At 57.8% G+C, this 20,947-nt stretch carries 28 protein-coding genes; 18 read left to right on the top strand and 10 right to left on the bottom strand.

The window, feature by feature from the left end; genetic code table 11:
• Positions 1-161 (top strand): YciE/YciF ferroxidase family protein (locus AC1DXM_RS27255; protein ID WP_477238200.1); only part of this gene is annotated, 161 nt, incomplete at its 5' end.
• A 284-nt stretch (positions 162-445) separates the two neighbouring features.
• On the opposite strand, the gene AC1DXM_RS27260 is transcribed toward AC1DXM_RS27255, so the two are convergent.
• Complete coding sequence (locus AC1DXM_RS27260) at positions 446-745, bottom strand: helix-turn-helix domain-containing protein (protein ID WP_477237985.1); 300 nt, start codon at positions 743-745, stop codon at positions 446-448.
• Between the two features lie 219 nt (positions 746-964).
• Between AC1DXM_RS27260 and AC1DXM_RS27265 the strand changes: the two genes are divergently transcribed.
• From AC1DXM_RS27265 to AC1DXM_RS27280, 4 genes are all read left to right on the top strand, one after another.
• Complete coding sequence (locus AC1DXM_RS27265) at positions 965-1,576, top strand: cell envelope biogenesis protein TolA (RefSeq protein ID WP_477237987.1); 612 nt, start codon at positions 965-967, stop codon at positions 1,574-1,576.
• 187 nt (positions 1,577-1,763) lie between these two features.
• Positions 1,764-1,958 carry a hypothetical protein gene (locus AC1DXM_RS27270; protein WP_477237989.1) on the top strand — a complete coding sequence of 65 codons (195 nt, stop codon included), beginning with the start codon at positions 1,764-1,766 and terminating at the stop codon, positions 1,956-1,958.
• A 138-nt stretch (positions 1,959-2,096) separates the two neighbouring features.
• Positions 2,097-2,417 (top strand): hypothetical protein, encoded by a 321-nt coding sequence (locus AC1DXM_RS27275; RefSeq protein WP_477237991.1) that lies wholly within the window; start codon positions 2,097-2,099, stop codon positions 2,415-2,417.
• Between the two features lie 1,116 nt (positions 2,418-3,533).
• On the top strand, positions 3,534-3,743 hold the full coding sequence (locus AC1DXM_RS27280; RefSeq protein WP_477237993.1) for a hypothetical protein: 210 nt from the start codon (positions 3,534-3,536) through the stop codon (positions 3,741-3,743).
• A gap of 78 nt (positions 3,744-3,821) precedes the next feature.
• Here the strand turns inward: AC1DXM_RS27280 and AC1DXM_RS27285 are convergent, their stop codons facing one another.
• Positions 3,822-4,082 carry a hypothetical protein gene (locus AC1DXM_RS27285; RefSeq protein ID WP_477237995.1) on the bottom strand — a complete coding sequence of 87 codons (261 nt, stop codon included), beginning with the start codon at positions 4,080-4,082 and terminating at the stop codon, positions 3,822-3,824.
• Between the two features lie 1,254 nt (positions 4,083-5,336).
• On the opposite strand from AC1DXM_RS27285, the gene AC1DXM_RS27290 reads away from it, so the two are divergent.
• Positions 5,337-6,200: an ATP-dependent DNA ligase gene (locus tag AC1DXM_RS27290; protein WP_477238202.1), complete on the top strand. Its 864-nt coding sequence runs from the start codon at positions 5,337-5,339 to the stop codon at positions 6,198-6,200.
• Between the two features lie 152 nt (positions 6,201-6,352).
• On the opposite strand, the gene AC1DXM_RS27295 is transcribed toward AC1DXM_RS27290, so the two are convergent.
• A complete protein-coding gene (locus AC1DXM_RS27295; RefSeq protein WP_477237997.1) occupies positions 6,353-7,090 on the bottom strand; it encodes an MBL fold metallo-hydrolase in 738 nt (245 codons plus the stop codon).
• A 275-nt stretch (positions 7,091-7,365) separates the two neighbouring features.
• On the opposite strand from AC1DXM_RS27295, the gene AC1DXM_RS27300 reads away from it, so the two are divergent.
• The 3 genes from AC1DXM_RS27300 (at position 7,366) to AC1DXM_RS27310 (ending at position 9,151) form a co-directional block, all read left to right on the top strand.
• Positions 7,366-7,677 carry a hypothetical protein gene (locus AC1DXM_RS27300; protein WP_477237999.1) on the top strand — a complete coding sequence of 104 codons (312 nt, stop codon included), beginning with the start codon at positions 7,366-7,368 and terminating at the stop codon, positions 7,675-7,677.
• A 1,005-nt stretch (positions 7,678-8,682) separates the two neighbouring features.
• Complete coding sequence (locus tag AC1DXM_RS27305; RefSeq protein WP_477238001.1) at positions 8,683-8,865, top strand: hypothetical protein; 183 nt, start codon at positions 8,683-8,685, stop codon at positions 8,863-8,865.
• A gap of 64 nt (positions 8,866-8,929) precedes the next feature.
• Positions 8,930-9,151, top strand: coding sequence for a DUF768 domain-containing protein (locus tag AC1DXM_RS27310; protein ID WP_477238003.1), 222 nt, complete (start codon positions 8,930-8,932; stop codon positions 9,149-9,151).
• 113 nt (positions 9,152-9,264) lie between these two features.
• Here the strand turns inward: AC1DXM_RS27310 and AC1DXM_RS27315 are convergent, their stop codons facing one another.
• Positions 9,265-9,468 (bottom strand): hypothetical protein, encoded by a 204-nt coding sequence (locus tag AC1DXM_RS27315; RefSeq protein ID WP_477238005.1) that lies wholly within the window; start codon positions 9,466-9,468, stop codon positions 9,265-9,267.
• A 153-nt stretch (positions 9,469-9,621) separates the two neighbouring features.
• Between AC1DXM_RS27315 and AC1DXM_RS27320 the strand changes: the two genes are divergently transcribed.
• Positions 9,622-9,870 (top strand): hypothetical protein, encoded by a 249-nt coding sequence (locus AC1DXM_RS27320; RefSeq protein ID WP_477238007.1) that lies wholly within the window; start codon positions 9,622-9,624, stop codon positions 9,868-9,870.
• An 857-nt stretch (positions 9,871-10,727) separates the two neighbouring features.
• Complete coding sequence (locus AC1DXM_RS27325; RefSeq protein ID WP_477238009.1) at positions 10,728-11,189, top strand: thermonuclease family protein; 462 nt, start codon at positions 10,728-10,730, stop codon at positions 11,187-11,189.
• A 75-nt stretch (positions 11,190-11,264) separates the two neighbouring features.
• Here AC1DXM_RS27325 and AC1DXM_RS27330 read toward each other — a convergent pair whose 3' ends face one another.
• From AC1DXM_RS27330 to AC1DXM_RS27340, 3 genes are all read right to left on the bottom strand, one after another.
• Complete coding sequence (locus AC1DXM_RS27330; RefSeq protein ID WP_477238011.1) at positions 11,265-11,747, bottom strand: hypothetical protein; 483 nt, start codon at positions 11,745-11,747, stop codon at positions 11,265-11,267.
• Positions 11,748-11,991: 244 nt separating this feature from the next.
• Positions 11,992-12,684 (bottom strand): SOS response-associated peptidase, encoded by a 693-nt coding sequence (locus AC1DXM_RS27335; protein ID WP_477238013.1) that lies wholly within the window; start codon positions 12,682-12,684, stop codon positions 11,992-11,994.
• A 30-nt stretch (positions 12,685-12,714) separates the two neighbouring features.
• The gene (locus AC1DXM_RS27340) at positions 12,715-13,065 is read right to left on the bottom strand and encodes a hypothetical protein (RefSeq protein ID WP_477238015.1); all 351 of its coding nucleotides are present in this window, start codon (positions 13,063-13,065) and stop codon (positions 12,715-12,717) included.
• Between the two features lie 226 nt (positions 13,066-13,291).
• Here AC1DXM_RS27340 and AC1DXM_RS27345 point away from each other — a divergent pair, with 226 nt between their 5' ends.
• A complete protein-coding gene (locus AC1DXM_RS27345) occupies positions 13,292-13,471 on the top strand; it encodes a hypothetical protein (protein WP_477238017.1) in 180 nt (59 codons plus the stop codon).
• Between the two features lie 65 nt (positions 13,472-13,536).
• On the opposite strand, the gene AC1DXM_RS27350 is transcribed toward AC1DXM_RS27345, so the two are convergent.
• Together AC1DXM_RS27350 and AC1DXM_RS27355 are read right to left on the bottom strand one after the other, a co-directional pair.
• Entirely contained in the window at positions 13,537-13,740 is a 204-nt protein-coding gene (locus AC1DXM_RS27350) for a CsbD family protein (protein WP_112564507.1), read from the bottom strand.
• 219 nt (positions 13,741-13,959) lie between these two features.
• The gene (locus AC1DXM_RS27355) at positions 13,960-14,865 is read right to left on the bottom strand and encodes a LysR family transcriptional regulator (protein ID WP_477238204.1); all 906 of its coding nucleotides are present in this window, start codon (positions 14,863-14,865) and stop codon (positions 13,960-13,962) included.
• 125 nt (positions 14,866-14,990) lie between these two features.
• Here AC1DXM_RS27355 and AC1DXM_RS27360 point away from each other — a divergent pair, with 125 nt between their 5' ends.
• The 3 genes from AC1DXM_RS27360 to AC1DXM_RS27370 all read left to right on the top strand — a co-directional run bounded on the left by AC1DXM_RS27360 (position 14,991) and on the right by AC1DXM_RS27370 (position 17,056).
• Positions 14,991-15,320, top strand: coding sequence for a nuclear transport factor 2 family protein (locus tag AC1DXM_RS27360; RefSeq protein WP_123166947.1), 330 nt, complete (start codon positions 14,991-14,993; stop codon positions 15,318-15,320).
• Positions 15,317-16,105, top strand: a complete 789-nt coding sequence (locus tag AC1DXM_RS27365; protein WP_477238020.1) for an SDR family oxidoreductase — start codon at positions 15,317-15,319, stop codon at positions 16,103-16,105. Before AC1DXM_RS27360 ends, AC1DXM_RS27365 begins: the two co-directional genes overlap by 4 nt.
• Positions 16,106-16,771: 666 nt before the next feature.
• The gene (locus AC1DXM_RS27370) at positions 16,772-17,056 is read left to right on the top strand and encodes a hypothetical protein (protein WP_477238022.1); all 285 of its coding nucleotides are present in this window, start codon (positions 16,772-16,774) and stop codon (positions 17,054-17,056) included.
• Between the two features lie 550 nt (positions 17,057-17,606).
• On the opposite strand, the gene AC1DXM_RS27375 is transcribed toward AC1DXM_RS27370, so the two are convergent.
• Positions 17,607-17,795, bottom strand: coding sequence for a hypothetical protein (locus AC1DXM_RS27375; protein WP_477238024.1), 189 nt, complete (start codon positions 17,793-17,795; stop codon positions 17,607-17,609).
• Between the two features lie 103 nt (positions 17,796-17,898).
• Between AC1DXM_RS27375 and AC1DXM_RS27380 the strand changes: the two genes are divergently transcribed.
• The 3 genes from AC1DXM_RS27380 to AC1DXM_RS27390 all read left to right on the top strand — a co-directional run bounded on the left by AC1DXM_RS27380 (position 17,899) and on the right by AC1DXM_RS27390 (position 20,917).
• Positions 17,899-18,105 carry a hypothetical protein gene (locus tag AC1DXM_RS27380; RefSeq protein WP_477238025.1) on the top strand — a complete coding sequence of 69 codons (207 nt, stop codon included), beginning with the start codon at positions 17,899-17,901 and terminating at the stop codon, positions 18,103-18,105.
• A 509-nt stretch (positions 18,106-18,614) separates the two neighbouring features.
• Positions 18,615-19,622: an acyltransferase family protein gene (locus AC1DXM_RS27385; protein ID WP_477238027.1), complete on the top strand. Its 1,008-nt coding sequence runs from the start codon at positions 18,615-18,617 to the stop codon at positions 19,620-19,622.
• 203 nt (positions 19,623-19,825) lie between these two features.
• Positions 19,826-20,917, top strand: a complete 1,092-nt coding sequence (locus AC1DXM_RS27390) for a hypothetical protein (RefSeq protein WP_477238029.1) — start codon at positions 19,826-19,828, stop codon at positions 20,915-20,917.
• Positions 20,918-20,947 lie beyond the last annotated feature (30 nt).

Below are 20,947 nucleotides of genomic sequence, written 5' to 3' on the forward strand. Positions count from 1 at the left end.
AGCACTATGAGATATCCCGGTACGGCTCGCTGCGGGAATGGGCAAAGGATCTTGGGCATGATGAGGCGCACAAGTTGCTCAGCGAGATCCTCGACCAGGAAAAAGCCACCAACAACAAGCTGACGAACCTGGCGGTTACGTCGATTAACAGGACAAATTGATCCCCGGCGTTGGTGCGAGCAGTTCCTGGCCTTCGGAGTGACAGTCGCTCCTTAAGCTGTAAGGGGCACAGCGGGGAGGAGGCGCCCCGCTGCATCCAACGAACTGCACAGCGAGCTCAGCTCTGTTTGTTGATGGGTGCAGGAGGCGACCGCCAATTCGTCGGAGGCATGGCCCGCGCGACGCGACTGCGAGCTTATCGAGCGTCCCTGCAAGGGGCTGGACGCCGTGTAGGCATGAGGTAGAGCACGGCGCGATGCGAAAGAGAGGGATGGCGGGGTTTCCCTTATGCCTTTCTCTGCCGGCGGCGCCACATTCTATTGTCGGTGGTGAGACCATTATCATCTTCAGGGCGGGCGAGCGATGGAGTGCCTCCGACGGTGAAGACAATTCCGGCGTCCTCAAAGGCTTGGCGCATGGCAGCGATGTTATGGGGACGCGGTTTCCTAACGCCGTTCTCAAAATCGCTGATCGTCATTTCGCTAAGATTGGCCTTTGCGGCAAGTCGGACCCGCGACCAGTTCAGTAGGGATCGTGCTGCTCTTAATTGATCTGCTGAGAGTAGGTTGCGGCTGTCCATAAGCATTCAAACATTTAATATGGCTAATATGTTCCTTGACCTTTCTGCAGCAATCTGAGGCCTATAAGCCGCGACTAGTGCCAGATCTGCCGCACCTTCGACGATGCGTGCAGCTTGCAGGACCACGAGCTTATCGAACGGCCTGGCAAAAGCTGGGGCGCCGCGGGCAAAGGGTGCAAAGGTCCATCTACTCCAAAACGCGGTGCATGTAAGGGTCGCTATCGGATGGCTAAGAAACTCAAAGTCTATCAAACCTCCATCGGCTTCTTTGACCTTGCCGTCGCCGCACCATCGATGAAGGCTGCCGCAGAAGCATGGGGATCGGACCCCGACATCTTCAAGCGCGGATTCGCGAAACAGACGGAAGACCCCAAAGTGGTTGAAGCAGCGATAGCCACGCCAGGCGTGGTTTTGCGGCGGCCTGTCGGATCGCGCGAGAAATTCACTCAAAAGGCTGCGCTTCCGAGAGCACCCGACGTGGGTCAGCGAGTTGCGCAGGATCGTGTGCAACGCCAGGACGTTAGCAAGAAAGCCGACAAGAAATCCGCAGAGAAAGCGGAACTGAATGCGGCTGCGGCTCTCGAAAAGGAGAAAAAACGTGAGGCCCTCGATCGCGCAAAAGCAGAGGCCGAGCGCGAGCGTGCGAAAAGGCTACGCGAACGAGCGATTGCCAAGGCCAATGCCGTTTTCGAACGGGCTCGTAGCCGCCATGAGAGCGCCATGAACGCCATCAGGCAGCGACGGGAGGACCTGGACAAAGAGGAAGCTGACGAGGAGGAAAGATGGGAGCGCGAGCAGCAGGCGCACGACGCCTCGTTGAACGAAGCAAAGGCGTAGGCTGCAAGCACGGCGCTGTCCGACCGCATCAGTTCGAGCCAGCCCAATAGGGCGGCGCGGCAAATTTGCATTGTGCCCGCTGCCTCCCGCTGACCGGCCATCGCTTGCGTTCGGCCGCCGCAGGAACCAAAGCGGCCGACGGAGGTTGGTTTATCGAAGGGACCTCGAACCGTAAGGATTCGGAACGATGGTCGAAATCTATGACTTTGAAGCGGCGAAGGCCCGGCTGCGCGTGAAGCGTGCGGAGCGTTCGCTTGATCAAGCAAATCAGGCTTTGGACGACGATACCGGCGTTTGTCTCAGCCTTGCGATGCTCTGTAGTCGCATCGGATCCGACCAGCTGCGCCTTAAGGATGATCCCCTTAAGGATAATCCAAAGTAACGCCCGGTGACGCTCAATCGTCCACAATACTGACGTGGCACGATGCTCAACTTGGACCTTGCGACCGCAACGGGGAACAAAAGTCCGGGAGCGATGTTTACCCAGCGAAGGGCACTGTAGTTCCTCGGAGATCTGAAAATGAAGAATACCCTGATTCTGGGCGCGATGTCGCTTTGCCTGGCCGCGCCTACCTTGGCTTCGGCGGCCTCGGCCGACGTGGTCATTGCCACTAATCAGCACCGGTATCACCGCCATCACCACAGGCCCGCAATTGTCATAAATGAGGACGGCCAGCGCCTCCATTATCGCAAGCACGGCCGGGAAGCTTTCTACGACCACGGCAAGCGCCATTGGCACGGCAAACGCTATTGGCACCGGAAACACCGCTCTGACGACGTCGTGGTCATCAGGCGCGATGATCGCCCGCATCGCCATCGTCACGTCATCATCCAGAACTGAGTTCCGTCCATTGCAGACCCGGCTCTGTGAATGAGCCGGGCCGACTGGAAAAAGGAGTCTAATCCATGACACCGACCTTTCCTCTCGATCCTGAAATCGCCAGGAGCGGGCCAATATATCGGCAAGCCCGGCTCGCATTGCTGCAGCACGTACTCGTGCGGAGCATGGACGAAACCGACGCGGCCGCCCAACAGGTCGAGCGAGATATCGCAAGGCTGACAGAAGCAACTGCGCCCTCGCGCCACTAGCCGCGAAGGGCTGTGATGGATTACCTCAAATCGGTACTCAGGGAACTCCTGCCCGCCTGGCTCGTGCGAAAGACGGCCGATGTGGACGTGCGTCCCGTTGAGCAGCAGCCGCCAATCCGCGACCTTGTAGGCGCAGCGCCACCGCGGCGGTATCGAGGCCCCGTGCCACAAGAGGGGCGGCGCTTCTCACGCTGAGACCGTCCTGGCTTGGTTTTCCCGCTTATCAAAGCTCATCTAGAGCGCGCCAGGATGTTTTGGACGTTCGAGTACCTGCCACTGTCCGCCGCGGGCTGTTCGCCTCGGTTGTGGTCGCGACATGCAGAGGTCCACCTGGTCGATAATGGTTGACGAGACTCCGAAGGACTTCAGGCCGAGCTGAGGGTGAAGCCCTGAAAAGTGACGCGATCCTCCGGCTCTAGGGCTTCCTCAAAATAGACGCTTCGCGCAACAGCGATGTCCAATTGTGAGGCCCAAGGAAGCTGACAAGCTCGGTGGCTTGGGCTTCGGTAATCCCGGTCTCTTTCACCAGACGCCGCGCCGCAAGGCCGCTTGCTGTCTCGGTGATCCAACGTAGCGCGACAGACAATGGTTCCGTGTGCGTTTCAGCCGTAGGGGGCTTCACCGGCCCTGTCCTGTTCGGTTGGATAAATGGCGCTCTTTTCCCAGTGATCGTTTCAGGGCCGACCCGTCTAAGGATTAGCGGAACCTAATTTGCTGCCGCAACTTAATCTCGCATGAACGAACAGCCGAACCATAGGAAACTTGTACCCGACCCTCAGCCACGGCGGGAGGTGAGCAAGGGCGCATTGGTAGCGGCCGCGGCACTGTTTCTTGTCTCCTTCGTTCTGGTCGCTTTTTGGGTCCTTCAATGAGCAAGCGCGGAATTGACTTCCTAGAAAAATGGATGACGGAGCATCTGCCGAACGCCTTCACCGACGATCCGGCGGCAATTACCGACCTTGCCGATCAGGCTATTAAGGCGGCCGAAAAAGAGGGCATCAGCCTGGACGAGATCACCGAAGAAGTCGGCAGTGTGTTCGACGTCATCTTCGATGCGATGCAGAACCGCTCCAGATGATTTCGAAAGAACTCGCGGCCAAAGTCGAGAGTGTAGCCAAATTTCTCGAATTGATGGGGAATAAGAAGCGGTTTTTGATCATGAACCACCCTGGCCGGCGGCGAACTCTCCGTCGGTTTCCTCGCCGCGAAAGTTCTGCCGATCGGCCCTCTCGCGGCACATCTTGCCAGGCTCCGCGCCTTTGGCCTTGTCACCCGTCCGATGGCAAATTTTTATTTCTGCTTCTCCGAATGCGGCGCGCGATTGCCCATGCTGGATGGCTTGCTGGTTAGCGAAAAACCGCTCAAGGGGCAGCGATGAGAGCCGCGCTGAGCTGCGGGCTGTTTGTTTAAGGCTCACGAGACTCGAGGTTTCCAACTCCTTGACAACGTTGGGCGGTCTACGTCATTCATGGATGAGGGAAAAAGCGAGGGACGTATAAATGAAGAAAGCATATGAAAAGCCGGCACTGAACAAAAAGGACCGGCTCTCCGCAGTGACAGCATCACCACCAGCCTCACAGATCCCGCCGCCGCCCCAGCCGCCAGCTTAAGTTGTTTGGAGGCGAGCAGCCTCTATCGGTAAGAAATGCCAAGTCCGCCTGCTCGTGCCGGCGGGCTTTTTTTCTTTGAGCCGGGAACCAAGGGCAAGCGGCGATGTTCGCATGAGGCAGCGGAACGAAATGGCTTTCTCCTCCGCTGTAGATCGTACCTCCGTGGACGATCGGAGCCCGCTGCCGTCTAACCCCTCAAGGTCCGGCAGCGGGCTTTCTTTCGATTGACTGGAACTTCTTTCCGCAGAGACTGGCAAACTCGGGCGCGTGCTCCCTCGCACGCTCCGAAGGCCAGATGTCACCATCCTCGTCGGCCCGCGCGGCCTTGACCGAACGCGCGGGCCAATTCCCATCAAGCCACCTGGTTTCGGCCGATGGGAAGGGTACCGCTTCCTAATTTCGCCGCTACGAAAAGAAAAACCCGCCGACCAAAGTCAGCGGGCCATCTTCCCTCGTACTACGCTAGGGTTCCAAGGATTGGCCCCCAACAACCCGGCGCCCCAGCCAACAACTCGGCGCCCTAGCGCTGACGAAGGTTATATTAGCTTGCCAGAAACTTCGCTGTAGCGAACTGGCAACAGCGGCCAGAATTCGCTGATTGCGCCCTTTGCACCGCTCAATCGCTCCCTGCCGGATCTAACGTCTTCGCTGAGTGGAGAAGGGGCTAGGCCGATAGACCGTAAGGACTAATTGCCCACAATATAAGCTTTAGCTAATTTGTTCTCGACGAGTAAGCCAACCCCTCGTCAGCCTTTAGATATTTAAGCCCGCTGGCCCCCTGGCGGGCTTTTTTTGTTTTCCTCAACCTCGTTGAATTCCCCTTTTGGAAACCACTTGTCGTAACCCTTGATTCAACCATTGCTGGTATTTTTTGATTTGTGGAAGCGGCCCCGACACACTGGGCTGGGTAGGGCGTAGCCTGCCGGAGCCGCCTGCGCAGCCGGGTATGGATTTGACCGCGCCGTCCTATTTTGGGACAGTGCGGTCAATGATCCGTTAAAATTTTCCGGAACTAATCAAGCGCATGCTAATTAACTCGCCGGGTTGTGGGTGTGTTGATGCTGCGTCTGAAGTTCGTCGAACTTTTGTTGCCGACTCTTGTCGAGAAGCCTCCCGAAGGCGGCGACTGGATTCACGAAGTCAAGTTCGACGGCTACCGATCGCAGATTGTCAAGGATGCCGGCGGGGTCCGCGTCTTCACACGCCGTGGCCTCGACTGGACGACGAAGTACCGTGACATTGCCAGCGCCGCCAGCGAACTCGATGAGGTACAAAGCGCCATCATCGACGGAGAGATCATCGTTCTAAACGATGCCGGGCTGTCCGACTTCGCAGCACTGCGCAAGGCTATCACCCAGCGGCAGTATGACCTGTATTTCGTCGCCTTCGACCTTTTGCACCTCAATGGCCACGATTTGCGAGACATGCCGCTGGAGGACCGACGCGAGATACTGGCAGCTATGATCCCAGAGGGCCGACGCATCCAATTCAGCCAGTCCCTGCCAGGCGATGCCGCGGCAATCTTCCATCTCGTCGATCAAGCCGGGCTTGAAGGAATGGTTTCGAAGCGCAGGGACAGCGTTTACCGGAGCGGGCAATCGACCAATTGGTTGAAAGCGAAGTGTTACACCATTGGCGAATACGACCTGCTCGGCATTGAGCGCGAGCCCGGCCAACCGGCCTTTGCCCTCATGGCCGAGCGCGGCACCGGGCGCTATATCGGCTCTGCCTTCATCAACTCGAGCCGGGAAATCCGCGATCGGCTCTGGAAGCGGGTTCAGGAACACGCTGGGCCGGCGCCGAAAGGCATGAAGCGACCGGCGACGCAATGGGTCAAGCCGGGCCTGATCGGCCGTGTGAAGCATCTGCGCGGCGAGGCAGACCTGCGCCATGCTTCGCTGCAGGATTTTCGCGAGGAAGATTAGAGCTGTTGCACGTCAATGACATCGTGTGAAAAGGCCGGTGCAGCACCCCAACCAAGACAATCCGTCGGCACGTATGTGTGATCGCGGAACCCCGACCAAAGGCCAATGCCAGAGTTTAATGGCAGCGATCGCGTGACCGGCATCCTCGGCGATTACGGCGGCTCATGATCCTCGAACCAGAATGATGAGTGGCGTCGCGAGATAGTTCCCACCGACGGCAAGGGAAAATGTGACGTCATGACGATGCGGCCGTTGTCCGAGCAAGCCTCCAGGAATGCCCACCGCGTCCGGCGTGCCTGGTCAGGGTCCGTATCGTACCGAAAGTTCCAGTCGGGGTATATGCATTGCATCGGCCAATGCATGAGATCGCCGGAAAACACTGCTCCTACGCCTTGAGATCTCAGTCCGATGGCTACGTGCCCCGGGGTGTGGCCCGGCGTCGGCTCCAGCCACACTTCGCCATCGAGTTCATAATCCATATCGACAAGCACAGCCCGACCAGCCTCGACGATTGGCAGTACATTGTCCTCATAGGTCCGTTCGTCGGCATCGCCGGAGGCCGCCTGTGCGGCCTCGAACTCGCGCCGCGCCATGATGTAGCGGGCGTTGGGGAATGTCGGCATCCAACGCCCGTCCACCAATCGTGTGTTCCAGCCGCAATGGTCGACATGAAGATGGGTGCACAGCACATAGTCGATCTGCTCGGGAGCAACACCTGCATTCGCCAGCCGCTCCAAAAAGGTGCCGTCATTGCGGCGATGCCAATGCGGGAAGTATGCGCACGTCTTGTCGTTGCCAACGCAACCGTCGACCAGAATGGTATGGCGCCCGGTACGAACCAGAAAACTCTGGATGGGAAAAATAAGCCGGCCGGTTGCCGGCGATATCAATCGGGGCCTAAGCCAATGAAGATGCGGTTCGAGTGCTTCGTCGGTGCAGTCCGGGAATCATTCCGATGGGGTCAGCAGAGGGTCGCACATCTCCAGAATTCTGGTGACCCGGATATCCCCGATTCTCCAATCATCCATTGATACGATCTTTCTACGATCGAGGACGGATCGCCAAAGATAACATTTGCGGCGAGACTGTGCCACGCGCTGCCGTTAGTCAAGCGCTTGCTAATATTTGACTGGAGGCGCAAAAGTTCTGACACATGAGGCTCTTTTTGATCGCGCTCGTCGTCGCTCACAACTGGTATACCGGCTACCAGGATCCGGTCACCGGCTATGAATGCTGCGACGATAAGAAGGATTGTCGGGTCATCAGCCCACGCTACGTGGAGCCTCTGCCCGGCGGCGATTTCAACATCCGCACGGGAGGTAACGGCCGGTATTTCATCCCCAAGAAACGCGTCCTGGAGAGCGAAGACAGCCAGTATCACATCTGCACGTCATCTCCGAATTTGACTATCCGCTGCTTCTTTGCGCCGCACACGGAAGCCAGGACCCGCTCGGCAGCTGGCGAATTAACCTTTTAGGGTCTCAGATGCGTTATGATCTGGACCGTGGGCAAGAAGGCAAAGCAGAGCCGAAAAGAACCAATCGACCGCGAACGAATGGCCGAAGCGGCCTTCTACGCCCGCAGATGCGACCTTACCCACGAGGAAGCATTGAAGCTTCTCAAAGAGGCCAACCCGTCAAAGACCTCCCAGCCGACAGGCAAAGGTAAGAGGCGCTAGGCGCCGCTCTGACCGAGAAACGGTCAAGAAGCTCATTCGCAGTTCGTAAGGCGCAAGCCAGCGCTACCCAGCCGTAGGGGGATTTTGTCGTTGACAAACCAGGCGCGTGACCGCCCCGTCTCGGCGGCTTAAATCTGACTGAAATCAAATCCGCGCGCTGAATTGAGCTCATAATTGCTCAATGTGGGAGAGTATCCTAACCGCGCCCTTTCTCCATATGCTGGAACTCGCCGTTCTGGACGAGGGGACCATGCACTCTTTGGTTTTCCCTTGCGAAAGGATTCCGGAAGGGTGGAAGCACGCTGTCACCGGAAGGCTTGTCGACGTGAGTCCAACCCACTGGCGACATTGGGGAGAGAGGGACGAGGAAGCCTAAGTCGACCGATTTTGCGGCCCAGCAACCCGGCGATTGCGATTAGTTGTAACCGCCGGAACAAACCGAGACCGGAGCACCAGCCACACGCGATGGCTTGGACTTCTTTTCTGGCGCCGGGGGCGCGTGGCCTTTAGGATGGGCGTCTCCGATAACCTTCTTCAACACGCGATCAAAGTTCTCCTCGGACTCGTCGGTATCCAGTTCGCGCGCCACATAGGACTCGCCAGGGCGCGGGAAGCGTCCTCATCTGTTCGGCCAATGTGCCGGGCAAAGGAAGGGGAAACAGACCCGCATGAGCCGTCGCTAAAATTAACTTGCGAGGTACGGACGCGGATTTATTTTGCCAGACGTCATCTGCCGCTTAAGGGCATGGGGATGATTGAAAGAGGACAGCGCTTTCGCCTTTCCTGTCAAAGCGGGATGCTGCGATGTCAGACGCCAAGGTGTCGGCACTAGATGCTGAAATCCTCCGAAACGCATTTCAAAAAGCGGCCCATGAAGAGGGCATTCCCGAAGATCGATGGCGTGACTATGCCTTGCACATGATCCGCGACTATACCGGTGTTAAGGTGGTGGATGCCGAATTGCTGGATTGGATCACGCACAAGTAGCCAGCGCCTGACGCAGGGTAAGCGCATCAGCGGAACCTAATATACGTCGCGAGCTTATTCGCTCATGAGCACTCGCGGCATCAACTTCCTCGATCGCTGGATCGCCAACAACATCCCGAAGACGGCAAAGGCCGATGCCGTTTCGGTGAGCGAACTGACCCACAAGCTTTTCGCCGATGCCAAGGCGCTCGGGATCAAGCGCGAAGAGATCGATGAGGAAGTTTCCAGCCTCTATCGAACGTTGGTGGACGCGATAGCCCACTTTGACCCGGGGCTCCCGGAATGAGCGAGCGAGCTGTTCAATTCCTGCATTTGTGGCTGGAAAAAAATGACGTTCTCGACGCCCGTTCCGTTGACGACGTGTCGCTCCTCCATCTCGCGACGCGCCTGTTCCTTGACTCAAAGGCGGCTGGGATAAGCGAAAGCGAAATAGTCGAAAGCTGGGATGATATCCATCAAGGTCTCGTCGAGATCATGGTCCGACGCAACCTGCCGCGACCAACATTGCACTAGACCCATGATCATCGTCTGGATCGCATACTGTTTGGTTGGCATCGTGGTGGCGCTGGTGGTGTTATGGTCGATGAGGTTGTAGCGGCTCAACGCTATATTTCTCCCTGGCCACTTGTTCTGATGAGTGCTCCTGCGGTTGCACCGGCCCTCTCATGTTCGGCTGGATGATGGTCATATTCGATTTCAACCGCTGCCCAAGAACTACAGGCTGGCTAGGTCGCAGGTTTGGGAGGAGTGCCAACAATGGATGAGCATTTGCAGGGCAGAATTATTGCCCTTGAAATTTTCATGCGGTCGGAACTTGTGGCCATATCGATGAGCCAGAAAGACCCTGTCAGCCACCTTCTAGCCCTGAAGACCGCTTTGCTTGCCGACTTCCATACATTCGGGCCTGTAGACGCATATAGCCAGAGCGTGTTGAACGAAGCACAGGATGCTCTAATCCACACGTTCCAACAGGCCGAAGTGCGGTTGAAGCAGGGCGGCGGATGAGAGGAAGCCCGCCTCTTGAGGGCGCAATCGACGGGCTTCCCTTCCGGACGCTCGGTGAGGGAACCAAGCCAATCGAAACTTCGATGAAAGAGACAAGTTCCGAGGCGGACGAAAAAAACATCGGCCCTCCCTGGCGTACATCGCAACTTGTAGCCGCACCGCGAAAGACCTGGAGGAACCCCACATAGTCATCGGGCGGTCACGTTGATGTCGGATGGTGCAAGAACCGCCCGGTCCCGTCGTTTCGTCGGTCGGCTCCCCACTAGGCCCGAGGCTTCGTCGGGCCATTTTTTCCATGCAGCCCTCGGCCTGCAGCTGAATTCTCATTCATCGGCTGTTCGTGCGGCCATGGCGACACGGTCAACAACTTCGGCAACAGCCCATCGCCTCGTTTTGCGGCATGGACGTGAAGCGCATTCAACAGGGAAAGCATGCCGACCTCTCTTCCACAACTAGGAGCCTTTGCGCAGCCGGCGACACAGCCGATGATAGCTGGGCGCGCTTTGAAGGTCTCGAACTGCGTGGGTTAACAGCAGCACGATAAAGAGAACCACCAGGGCAGCCGCGAGTCCCGTAACTATAGCCATCCAAGCGAACGTCGCTGTCGTCGAGATGTTCCGGGAGGATTGCGTTTGCGAGCAAGGTTCGCCCCGCAAGGGCGCGGTTGACACGCGGGGGCTGTCAGTAGCGTCCCCAGCTAGGCGTTTGAACAGCCCAAACGGACAGCACCACGGCGATTTTTGCGAAGGAGCGGCCCGACCGCCGAACAACAGGGGAAGGCCAAGCCCGCCCGGAAATTTCGAAACGGTGCACTTTTCAATACGACGAGAAAGGCGCAATGATCACATTGCTCGGCCATGTGTAGGTTAACCCTCGCTCTCGCCTTCGTGCTGACCTGTGGCCCGGTGTCCGCAGTAGAGCATTGGTTTGCTGATGACGGCGACACGCTGTGGCGTGACAAGAAACGAGTTCAGTTACTCGGTGTCGATGCCCCCGAACTTTCCCAGCCGTGTTTTGATGCCGCTGGCAAGATCTGGCCCTGCGGCAGGTATGCGCGTGACCACATTCGCCATCTCATTGCCTCTGGGGATGTATCCTGCACCATCGAAGGCAAGGACCGCAATGACGACGATGTCGGCGTCTGCTTCGTTGGGAGCATCGATCTCGCGCGCGACCTGGTAAAGCACGGATTGGCGGTCGCCGACAAACAAGCGCCTCGATACCTTGCCGAAGAGCGCGAAGCCCGCAGTGCCAAACGCAACTTGTGGGCAGGGGCATTTATCGACCCCGGCGAATATAGACGGGGTGGTCGCCCATAGCTGCTACGATGGCCCAGGACGGCGTTAAGGTGCAGATCGAGGAGGACAACGCCGAAGCCGAATGGGCGATGGTCGTTACTTCCTCTTCGGAGTCTGAGGTGGCACTAGTGTGACATAAGGTGTCCTCGGCTCCTTGCCGGGCTCCCGGTAAAACGGGGCCAACTCGCCGGGTGGTCCGAGTGATTTGATGTAAAGATACACCGAACGCAAGTCGCTGTCGCTCATGGCTTGGACTTGGTACCAGCGCATTGGCGGCAAATTGACCTTGTTCTTGAGGTGGTCGACCCATTTGTCCTCGTTAAAGCCCATCGCCAAGTCCCTGAGGTTTGCTGCATAGGTTGTGCCCCATGGACCCTGCCAGCCAACGGAAGAGCCTTTCAATGCTTTCTCCGGGTCGATTTTCCCATCGGCTTCACGGTATCCTTCCGTGTGGCAGAAATGGCAGCCGCCTATGATCGAAATATACAAACCGCGCTCGACGGAAACTCCGTCGGCCGCCAGCAGGCTGGAAGGCACGATGCACAGAGCGCCGGCCGCAAAAATATCGATTGTTCGCATATTCGCTGCCTCCCCATGACTGATTGCCGCCCATCATACGTGAATGATCCGCAACATTCGACGGGCATCGTCAAGGCGGGCAAACTACACCGGGCCCGTGTGCCGATAGCCAGCGATGTTGATTCCTCCTCTGGAAAGGGCAATGGTCGTGCATATGTGTGGGCCAGTCACGGTCGTTGGCTCGGATATTTATGACCTCGACCGTGACGGCGTAGGCTGCGAAAACGGTTAGAGCCAACGTCGCTCATAGCAGTTTGATCGGTTCGATAAGCCCGGCGTAGTCGTTGGGCTGTTTGTTGACAGCTGCCGCATTGACCTCTCGGCCGACCCGATAGAACTGCAGGCTTCCATCAATGTCGTGACGCAAGATGTCCTTCAAGTCACCACCTGGCGTGCTGGGGTCGAGCCAGGCGTCGTAATAGGCTGGATCGAGGATGAGCGGCTGGCGGTCGTGAATCTGGCTGACAGGCGCGGCAGACGGCTGCGTGATGATCGTACAGCTGGTGACGTCGAGGTGCGAGTTGTAGGCCCACAGCCCGGCGAATGAGAATGGCGCGTGGCCGGGCTGGAAAATGTGCCAAGGGTCTCGCTTCTTGTCAGCTGGTGATATCGTCCACTCGTAGTACCCGTCGGCGGGGATGAGACAACGCTTTGACTTGAAGGCGTCGCGGAAGGCTGGTGTGATGTCGACGCCTTCAATCCTGGCGTTGAACATCGCGGCCTTGGGCATTTCCTTGGCCCAGAAGGGCACCAGCCACCAGCGGCCGGTCCGAAGCTTGTGGTTGCCGTCGTCGCCAGCGGTGATGAACGGCACCTCGTCGGTCGGCGCTATGTTGTAGCGTGGAGCGTCATTGCGGCCGACCTCAGCCGGCGCCGTCAGCCGGTAAAGGCCGTGGATCTCCGACCATGACAGATATCGGGTGTAGCGACCGCACATGGCGTTGCCCCCTAATTTAACAGCCTCGCGCTAATTCACAGGCCCGCGCGCCAGGTCGGCATATGCTGTCTTGAATTCGCGCTCGATCTGGCCTTGCACGATCCGGAACAATTCCTTTGCCTCTTCCTCATTGGGCATGAGGCTGACGATCAGATCGGTCATAATCCAGCCGGTCGCAAAAATGGCGCCGTCCGGCGTGAGTTTGTTCAAGATTTTGCACGCCTTCTTGGCTGCCTTCTCGATTTCTGGACGGTCGCGCATAATGTTGACAGACAACTCTTCTTGCCGGCCTTCGGCGGTGTAAAGCACCTCAATCATTACAACTTTCTTCCGTTCGTTGTGGCAAGTCAGCCAGCGCTTCGATGCCTCGATCCGCCTCATGTGGCTATCCTGCCAACAGTGAACAAAATAAGAACAAAAGAGTCAACCCAGCCTTGACGAGATGGGAAAATGCTCCCCATTTCCAGGTATGCCGGAGCAACCAGAAAAGTGGCCGAAGGGCGTCCCTTGGACTTTGTTGCATGCCCACGACGCCGGGCAGGTAGCGCGCATCCGGTGCGGGCATTGCAACATCAAGCGGTTCTACAAACCGAAGGAGTTGTGCGAGGTGATCGGCAACGTTTCGATTGATCAGGTGCGAGCAAAGGTTCGTTGCGAAAAATGCGGCCGCAAGGAATCAATGAGCGCGGAGCTGTTCCACCCGGTGGCGCAAGAGCATGTGACGATCCGGTACCGGCGCCTGGTTGAGATTCGATGGGAGCGGCGGGTGATCTGGAGAGATGAATGAATCAACAGAAAGGGCGCCCATCGGGCGCCCCTTGAAATTACTGGTCTTGAAGTAGAGATTCCGATCTACCAGCCTTGCATTGAATACCAGTCATCGACGTCTCTCCGGACCCGGTCCTTCTCAATGCCGTATCTCTCCTGAATCTTTCCTTCGAGCTGATCGCGCTTGCCGGCAATGCGGTCCAAATCGTCGTCAGTCAGCTTGCCCCACTGTTCCTTGACCTTGCCCTTGACCTGCTTCCAGTTACCTTCAACGCGGTTCCAATCCATGGCCGTTGCCTCCTTGGTTGTACAGCAGTTGAAACGCCTTCGGCGCGGCTAGGTTCCGCTGGCAGATCGTGGCTTGACGGAACATTAGCCGCCGCTGATGGTTGAGGCCTGCGGCGGGTGGTGCCCTCCATCGCTCGCCGAAGATCGGGCCTCCGATCGGCCCGCGCCCTTCCCGAAGAGGCGCGGGCGTTACTGGCGCTTCCGAAGCTATGGACGGCGTCAGGGTAATGCTGGTCCACCTTGCCGCCGCGCGAAGTCGACGAACGCCTTGAACGCGGCGGTCGGGTTGCGTCGGCTCGGATAGTAGAGGCTCAAGGGCGAGAGCGTTGGCATCCAATCCTCAAGCACGCCCACAAGGCGGCCTGCCTCGATGTCGTCTCGTACGTCGGACTCCATCGCCAGGGTGAGACCGAGGGAAGCGAGGGCCGCGGAGCGTGCGAGGCTCGCTTCGTCGAGGGTGACGGCGCCCTCAACGTCGATATGGACCGATTTTCCATCCTTCTCGAACGGCCAGCGATAGATTGCGCCATTGGGAAGCCGGACGCGGAGACAGGAATGCTCGGCGAGATCCTGCGGGATCACGGGCGTCCCGTGCGCTTTCAAATAGCTTGGTGTGCCCACCACAACATTGCGCCGCGCGACCCCCAATGGGAGTGCGATCATGTCGACTGGGACAAGATCTGAGCTACGGACGCCCAGGTCGAATCCGCCAGCCACAATGTCCACCAGGCGACCCTCCGTAACGATGTCGATATGGACCTGAGGGTGCACTTGGAGAAACGGTAGGACGAGCCAAGAGAAAATCTCCCGCGCGGCAGTCGGAAAGGCGTTGATGCGCAGTGTGCCCGAAGGCGTCGCCTGTCGAGACCGCGCAACCTCCATCGCCTCATGAATGTCACGCACGGCGGGAGCGACTTGCGCGACGAATTGCTGGCCTGCCTCCGTTAGGGAGACGCTTCGCGTCGTCCGGTTGAACAGCCGTACGCCCAGCGTGCGCTCCAGCTTTCCGACCGCATTGCTGAGCGCGGTGGTTGAAACCCCGAGCTCAAGGGCAGCCGTGCGGAACTTTCCCCGCCGGGCGACCATTAGAACGGCGTCCAATTCCGTCAGGCTGCTCTGCACCATAATCCCTGCTTTCGTGATGAAGCATCCCGAATTGTCCTGATTATCGCGCCAGATGTCCATCGCTATCTTGCCTGGAAACCGCTTCAGCCGCTCCAGCTGCGCCGCCACTGAAAAGGACAAAAACAATGACGCTCGAACTTCCATCCCCGATTGCCGCATATGTGGCCGCGAACGCCCGTCTCGATGTAGACGGAATGTTGAGCCCCTTCACGCGCGACGCGGTCCTTTTTGCTGATGGAGGCCGTCACGAGGGCTACGCCGGAATGCGGGCCTTGTTCGAAGAAGCGGTGATCCCGGTCAAGGCGATCTTTACGCCGGATGCCGTTCGCCACGAGGACGATCAGGTCGTCGTCGAAGGGCCGGCCCATGGCGACTTCAAGGGGAGCCCGATCCGCTTCACCTACCGCTTCACGCTCGAAAATGACGCCATTAAAGCTCTGGAGATCACGGCATGACCATCAAAGCTGATCCGATCGAGTTCGCGGGAAAGCGTGTGCTCATCAGCGGCGGCACCAAGGGTCTGGGCCGCGCCACCGTTGACCGCTTCCTTGCCGGCGGCGCCCAAGTGATCACCTCCGCCCGCGGAGCCCTAGATCCCATTGATGGTGTCGAGTTCGTCCGGGCGGACCTGACGACGGCCGAGGGCGGCGAAGCCCTGGCTAAGGCGGCGCTCGAGCGTCTGGGGGGCGTCGACATTCTCGCCCATGTGCTCGGCGGCTCGACCACGCCAGGCGGCGGCTTCGTCGCCTTGACCGACGACTACTGGCTATCCGAACTGAACTTAAACCTGCTGGCCACGGTTCGTCTTGATCGTCTCCTGATCCCGCAGATGATCGCGCGGGGCGCCGGCGCGGTGGTGCATGTCACCTCCATCCAGTCCGTCCTGCCGCTTCCCGAGGCAACCACCGCGTACGCCGCCGCCAAGGCCGCACTCCGGACCTACAGCAAGTCGATTTCCAAGGAACTGGGTCCGAAGGGCGTGCGGGTCAACGCCGTGTCCCCCGGTTGGATCATGACCGAGGGGACCGAGGTGTTTTTGGAACGTATCCAAGCCGCCAACGGCGGCACGCTAGAGGACGCGCGCCAGCTCGTCCTGGACGGCCTTGGCGGCATTGCCATCGGACGCGGAGCCGAACCATTCGAGGTCGCCGAAGCCATCGCCTTCCTGGCCTCGGATCGCGCCTCTTCGATCCATGGTTCGGAACTCGTCGTCGACGGCGGCACGGTCCCGACTGTCTGATCGCACGGACATGTCCACGCTTGGCCGGTCCTGCCATGCGTGGCCAGACGCATGCCATGGCCGGATTGTCCCAACGTCTGCTCGCCGGCCTTGGAGCGAATGTCCGCGGCTCTGGCCCATCGCGACATACTGCGCGACCGCCCGAAGTCGTCGCTATAGGGCAGAGCAGACATTGCTTTGGTCGCATCACGCCGCCGGGTTTATGGGTACACGGGTGAGTTGACCCGATGTAAGCTTCACCTAATCGTCGATGAGAATTGCAACTTCGTCGGCCATTGATGAAAGCTTCTCGCTCGCTCGAACCAGCGGGCTTTTTTGTGCATGGCCGGAACGTCCCGTCACCAAGACTGTTGTGACTCACCCGGCACGTGCTCCCTCAGCGTTTGCCGGTGACCAAGATGAATACATCATGGTCGGCCCGCGCCGCCTTGACCGAACGCGCGGGCCATTTTGAAGCCCGTTGGCTTCGATCCGAGGGCTTGTCGCCACCTAACGATCGAACACCATCGGAGGCGGATAGTTGCGCGCTGTCCCGCGAAGCGGAGGCTCGATGCATATCGGAAGCGAGTGCTACAATTTCAGGTTCTGTTGGAAACCTTTTCTCCTAATCGACATTGCATTAGCACGGCTGCACTTAAGCAGCTAACATCGATCAGGAGGAATTTCATGAACTCGAAAATGCTCGTCCTCGGCGCATCGCTCGCACTTATGACCGGTGCCGCGTTCGCCGGAAGTTCCACTGGCACTTCAGCGCTCGATGATCCGGCAAAAATGTCTCCCTTCTTCACCGACGCCGGCATGAAGACCATGAAGTCGGAAGCGGACGTCAAGGCCGCGTGGACGGCCATGAGTGCGGACGACCGGGCCGCAATAATGAAGGAGTGTGCCGACGAAGCCGTCGCGAAGTCGCATGCAGATTTCTGCAAAATGGCAATGCAAATGGGCAAATAGGCCCAAAATCACGTCAAAGGAAAAGCCCGCTGGCTCGCGCCGGCGGGCTTTTTTGGGTCTGGTTGGAACATCCGACGCGCTCTTGTAGTTGGTTTCTTGCCGTGGGCTGAACGGCTTTCTTGTCCACTGCAGATCGCTCTCCGTGGACGATCGAGGCCCGCTGCCGTCTAACCCCTCAAGGTCCGGCAGCGGGCTTTCTTGATGAGCGGACAGGGACCCGCTGCCACCCTCCTGGCGCGAGATTTTTTGTGTGCTCGAGGAACCGCACGACGACCGCGAAGTTAATGAGACCGCGGACCGAAGCCTCCGCATCGGCCCTGTTTGCGTATTGGGAGTCGCAATGCCTATTTCAGATGACATGCGAGACGAGGATTTGGAATTTGAATGCCCAAACTGCGGCTGTCTGATCGTCAAGAAGGGCTCTTGGCTTAAAGTTATTTCCGCTTTCACCTGCAGCCAATGCGAGACAAGGGTGCGAATTGGGTACCCTGCCAAAGTTGCGCTTTTCGAACGAAAGAAGAAGAGTTCTGATCGGCCCCTCTGATAGACGTCAGTCTAACGGAGAAGGTCCGCCTGGAAACTCGTGTTCTTTTTCGCCCTCGTCAATGACGCGGATCCAGTTGGGCTCGGCGATTTCGCGCTCGGCCTTCCGCGCCGCGCGTTCGGGGCTGGAAGCCTCAACAATGCGCCATGAACATGCTGAGCCGCATGGCAAGCGTTGTAGCTGGATCTTGCGCATTGTCTGGGACAAATCCGCTGCCGTGGAATTTGCCATATGGCGCAGATCTCACTAATGTCCAGAAACCGTACAGAAACGCGGGGCAGAGCTAGCGGAAACGCGAATGAGGGCTTCGATCCTTTTCATAGCCCTGTTCGCCGATACAAAGCTTGCAGCCGCGCTGACGTACTATGCGCTGGACGATGAGCGTTGTCGGCAATCCGTTTCGCTTCCTACATCTCATATCCTTATAGTGCTTGCAGCCACATGCGCGGTCATGCTGGCCATCAGAGCGCTTGCCTTGGCTTGGCAGTGGCTGAAGAAAAAATAGGAAGCCGTTTAGACCTCAGCCGCTTCCTTTTTGGCAGTTAGGAGCCAGGCCGCCATGCCGACGATGTTCGCGCTGCCTGTAGCGCCAGCACTGGCGATCATCAGGGCGGTGATGGCGACGTAGAGACCTTATTGCCAAACCTGCGTCAAAACGCGCGAGACCTAAGCTCTTACGGCGCACTGCGGAAACTGCCCAGCCGCTCGATCCGCAATCGCCTTTTTTGTCTCTGCTTCTGTGGTACAGGCTCGGCCATCCATCTTGACTGTGAAGCCTTTAGACTGGAGGCAGCGGACCAGGTATCGGTTACGCAACTCGGCGTTGACGTCACAAAGTCGTCGACGAAGCCGGAATGTTCACTGCTCCGATCCGCTAAACGCCTCGAAAGACAGATTTTGATTTGCTTTCTAGCAGGAAATCTTCAAATCAGATTGAGACTTTTGTGAATCAGCGGTAATGCGCGGTTATAGCGAGGATTTTTGTCCGATGCATTGGTGTGAAAGTCTCCGCTCATGACGGCGGTCTCGCCGGTTCGTCCGAGCAGCGATAATTTCACAGCGATTCGTCTGATCGCTGCGCTCAGTGTCGTACTGAGTCATTCCTATCCGATGCTGGGACTTCCAGTTGAACCGATCGTCATGAACAGGTCGCTCGGCAATTTCGCCGTGCATTGCTTTTTCGTGATCAGCGGATACCTAATCGCCGGCTCTTGGGCTCGCTCGCCAGGCTGGCCTTTTGTGCTTCGCCGTGCGGCTCGTTTGCTTCCAGCGTTGATCGTCAGCCACGCTTTTGCCCTCGCCGCCGCTGCTTATTTTAACGACTATGCCGGTCAACCGCAGGCAGGCATCATCCACGGGAGCTTGTGGACAATCAACTGGGAAGTCCTGATGTACATCGGCGTTGCGCTGTTTGGCATTATGGCTCTGCTGCGCCCGTCAGTTATCGGAGCTGTCTACGTGGTCGGTCTTCTGCTGATCATTATCAACATGAAGTCCGCCAGCAACGGTCAGACCGTAATAGCGCCCTTGGTCCTTTTATTCGTCTGCGGTGCCTACATCCGGCTTGAGAAAAGCATCGAGATAGCTCGCCTTGGCCCACCGGCGATAGCTGTTCTCGCCCTGCTGTTTACGCCACACGTGTCCAATGACGTCTTGGCCTTCGTGCAAGCATGGTGGAAATTCGGCTTCATCTGGGACGTCACGATATGGGAGGTACGCTATTTCATCTACCTTTTGGCGATGCCCATCGCTTTGATCTACATCTGCGCCTTCGCACCGTTTTCGATCAAGCTGCAAAACGATTACAGCTACGGTGTCTTCGTCTTCGCTTGGCCTATCCAGCAAATCTGCGTCCATTACATGATGGCGGGGTGGATGCCGGCTAACCCACTTTTGTTGTTTACCGTGTCGGGCACGCTGTCCCTTCTGGTCGCGGTTCCGCTTTGGCGTTATATTGAAAAGCCGATCAGCAAATGGCGGCTCCAGCAGCGAGCTGAAGCGCCAGCGGCTTCGACCGCATAGGCCACAAGTTGCACGAAGGCGCCGGCATCTCTGCCGACAATTGTTTGTAACAATCGCCGAACGACCACCGCTAGGATGCTAGCCAGGTCGCCTTGGGGTTTGCGTCACGCCGATTTTGGTTCAGCTCATCCAACGGGAGCAGAACAACAGGGGTACTGACGCCGCGTTTCAATTCACTACTTTTCGGTATCAACGGAATTTACATGTTCTTTCTCAAACCCACGCACCAAGCTCCGGTACTTCGGAGACTCCAGAGACAGGAGCGTGCCACGATTTTTCATCTTGGCACACCCAAGACCGGCACGACCTACATCCAATCGCTGTCACGGATAAACCAGACTAAGCTTATGGCCGCGGGTATCGTTTACCCAGATGTCAGAGTGGAGATCGGCAACTACGCCCATCACTCACTGGCTGGCGATCTCGAAGCGCCTTCTCCTGGCGCTGCTGCAGCCGACTACGGTGCGCTCAAGAACCGCGCTGAAAACATCGTGATATCCTCCGAGGGTTTTTCAGAGTTGTCCCCTCGTGGAATGAAAGCTCTTGCCGACCTGCATCCTCACCGTAGGGCTTTTGCTGTTGTCTACTTCCGCGAGATGTCAGGCTTCCTGCGATCATTCACCCAAGAGCTTGTAAAGCATGGCTGGACTGAAAGTTTCGCAACGGAAACGTATGTCAATCGCTTGTGCGCTTTCGTTGAAGACCCCGCAAAGCACAATCTGGGGCACTATCGGCAGATCGCTCAACGTTGCGCGATGACGTTTGGCGAGCCCTACACTGTCTTCGTCGCCTATAATAACGTGATCGACCAAGGCACCGATCTGTTCACCCATTTTTGGCAGAGCGTGGTCGGTATCTCAACTTATGGGATGGATATCTCGACCCCTTTCCCAAATCGTCACGTTGGCTTCGAAGCATTGGAGACCAACCGGTTACTAAATGTGGCGCTGGTAAAATTGGGCGAAGAGCCGGGTCCATGGGTCCATCGCTGGCTTCTAGAGAATCTCTCCGAAATTAGGGCGGAGGTTGTCGAACTGGCGGACCTCGTGTCGTATCGCAACTCGATCAAAATTCACTCCGAGAATGAACAGTTTCTCGCCGTCGAGCGTGATCTGGCCAACCACCATAGTGGACAGTTCCTGAATGCATCCGGGCGCGGTCGCATTTTCTCACGGGCCCATGAAAGTGAGCTTGAGTGGGCGGATATCGAGCGCTTCAGCGCCGATCATCCGGCGGCAGTCAAAAAGCTCAACGCCCTCGCTTGGAAATGCGCGAAGGAAGCGTTACGGGATTGATCCAGAGACGTGCAAAACGACTTCACATAT

The sequence above is a fragment of the Mesorhizobium sp. P3_A2 genome (genome assembly GCF_056403115.1).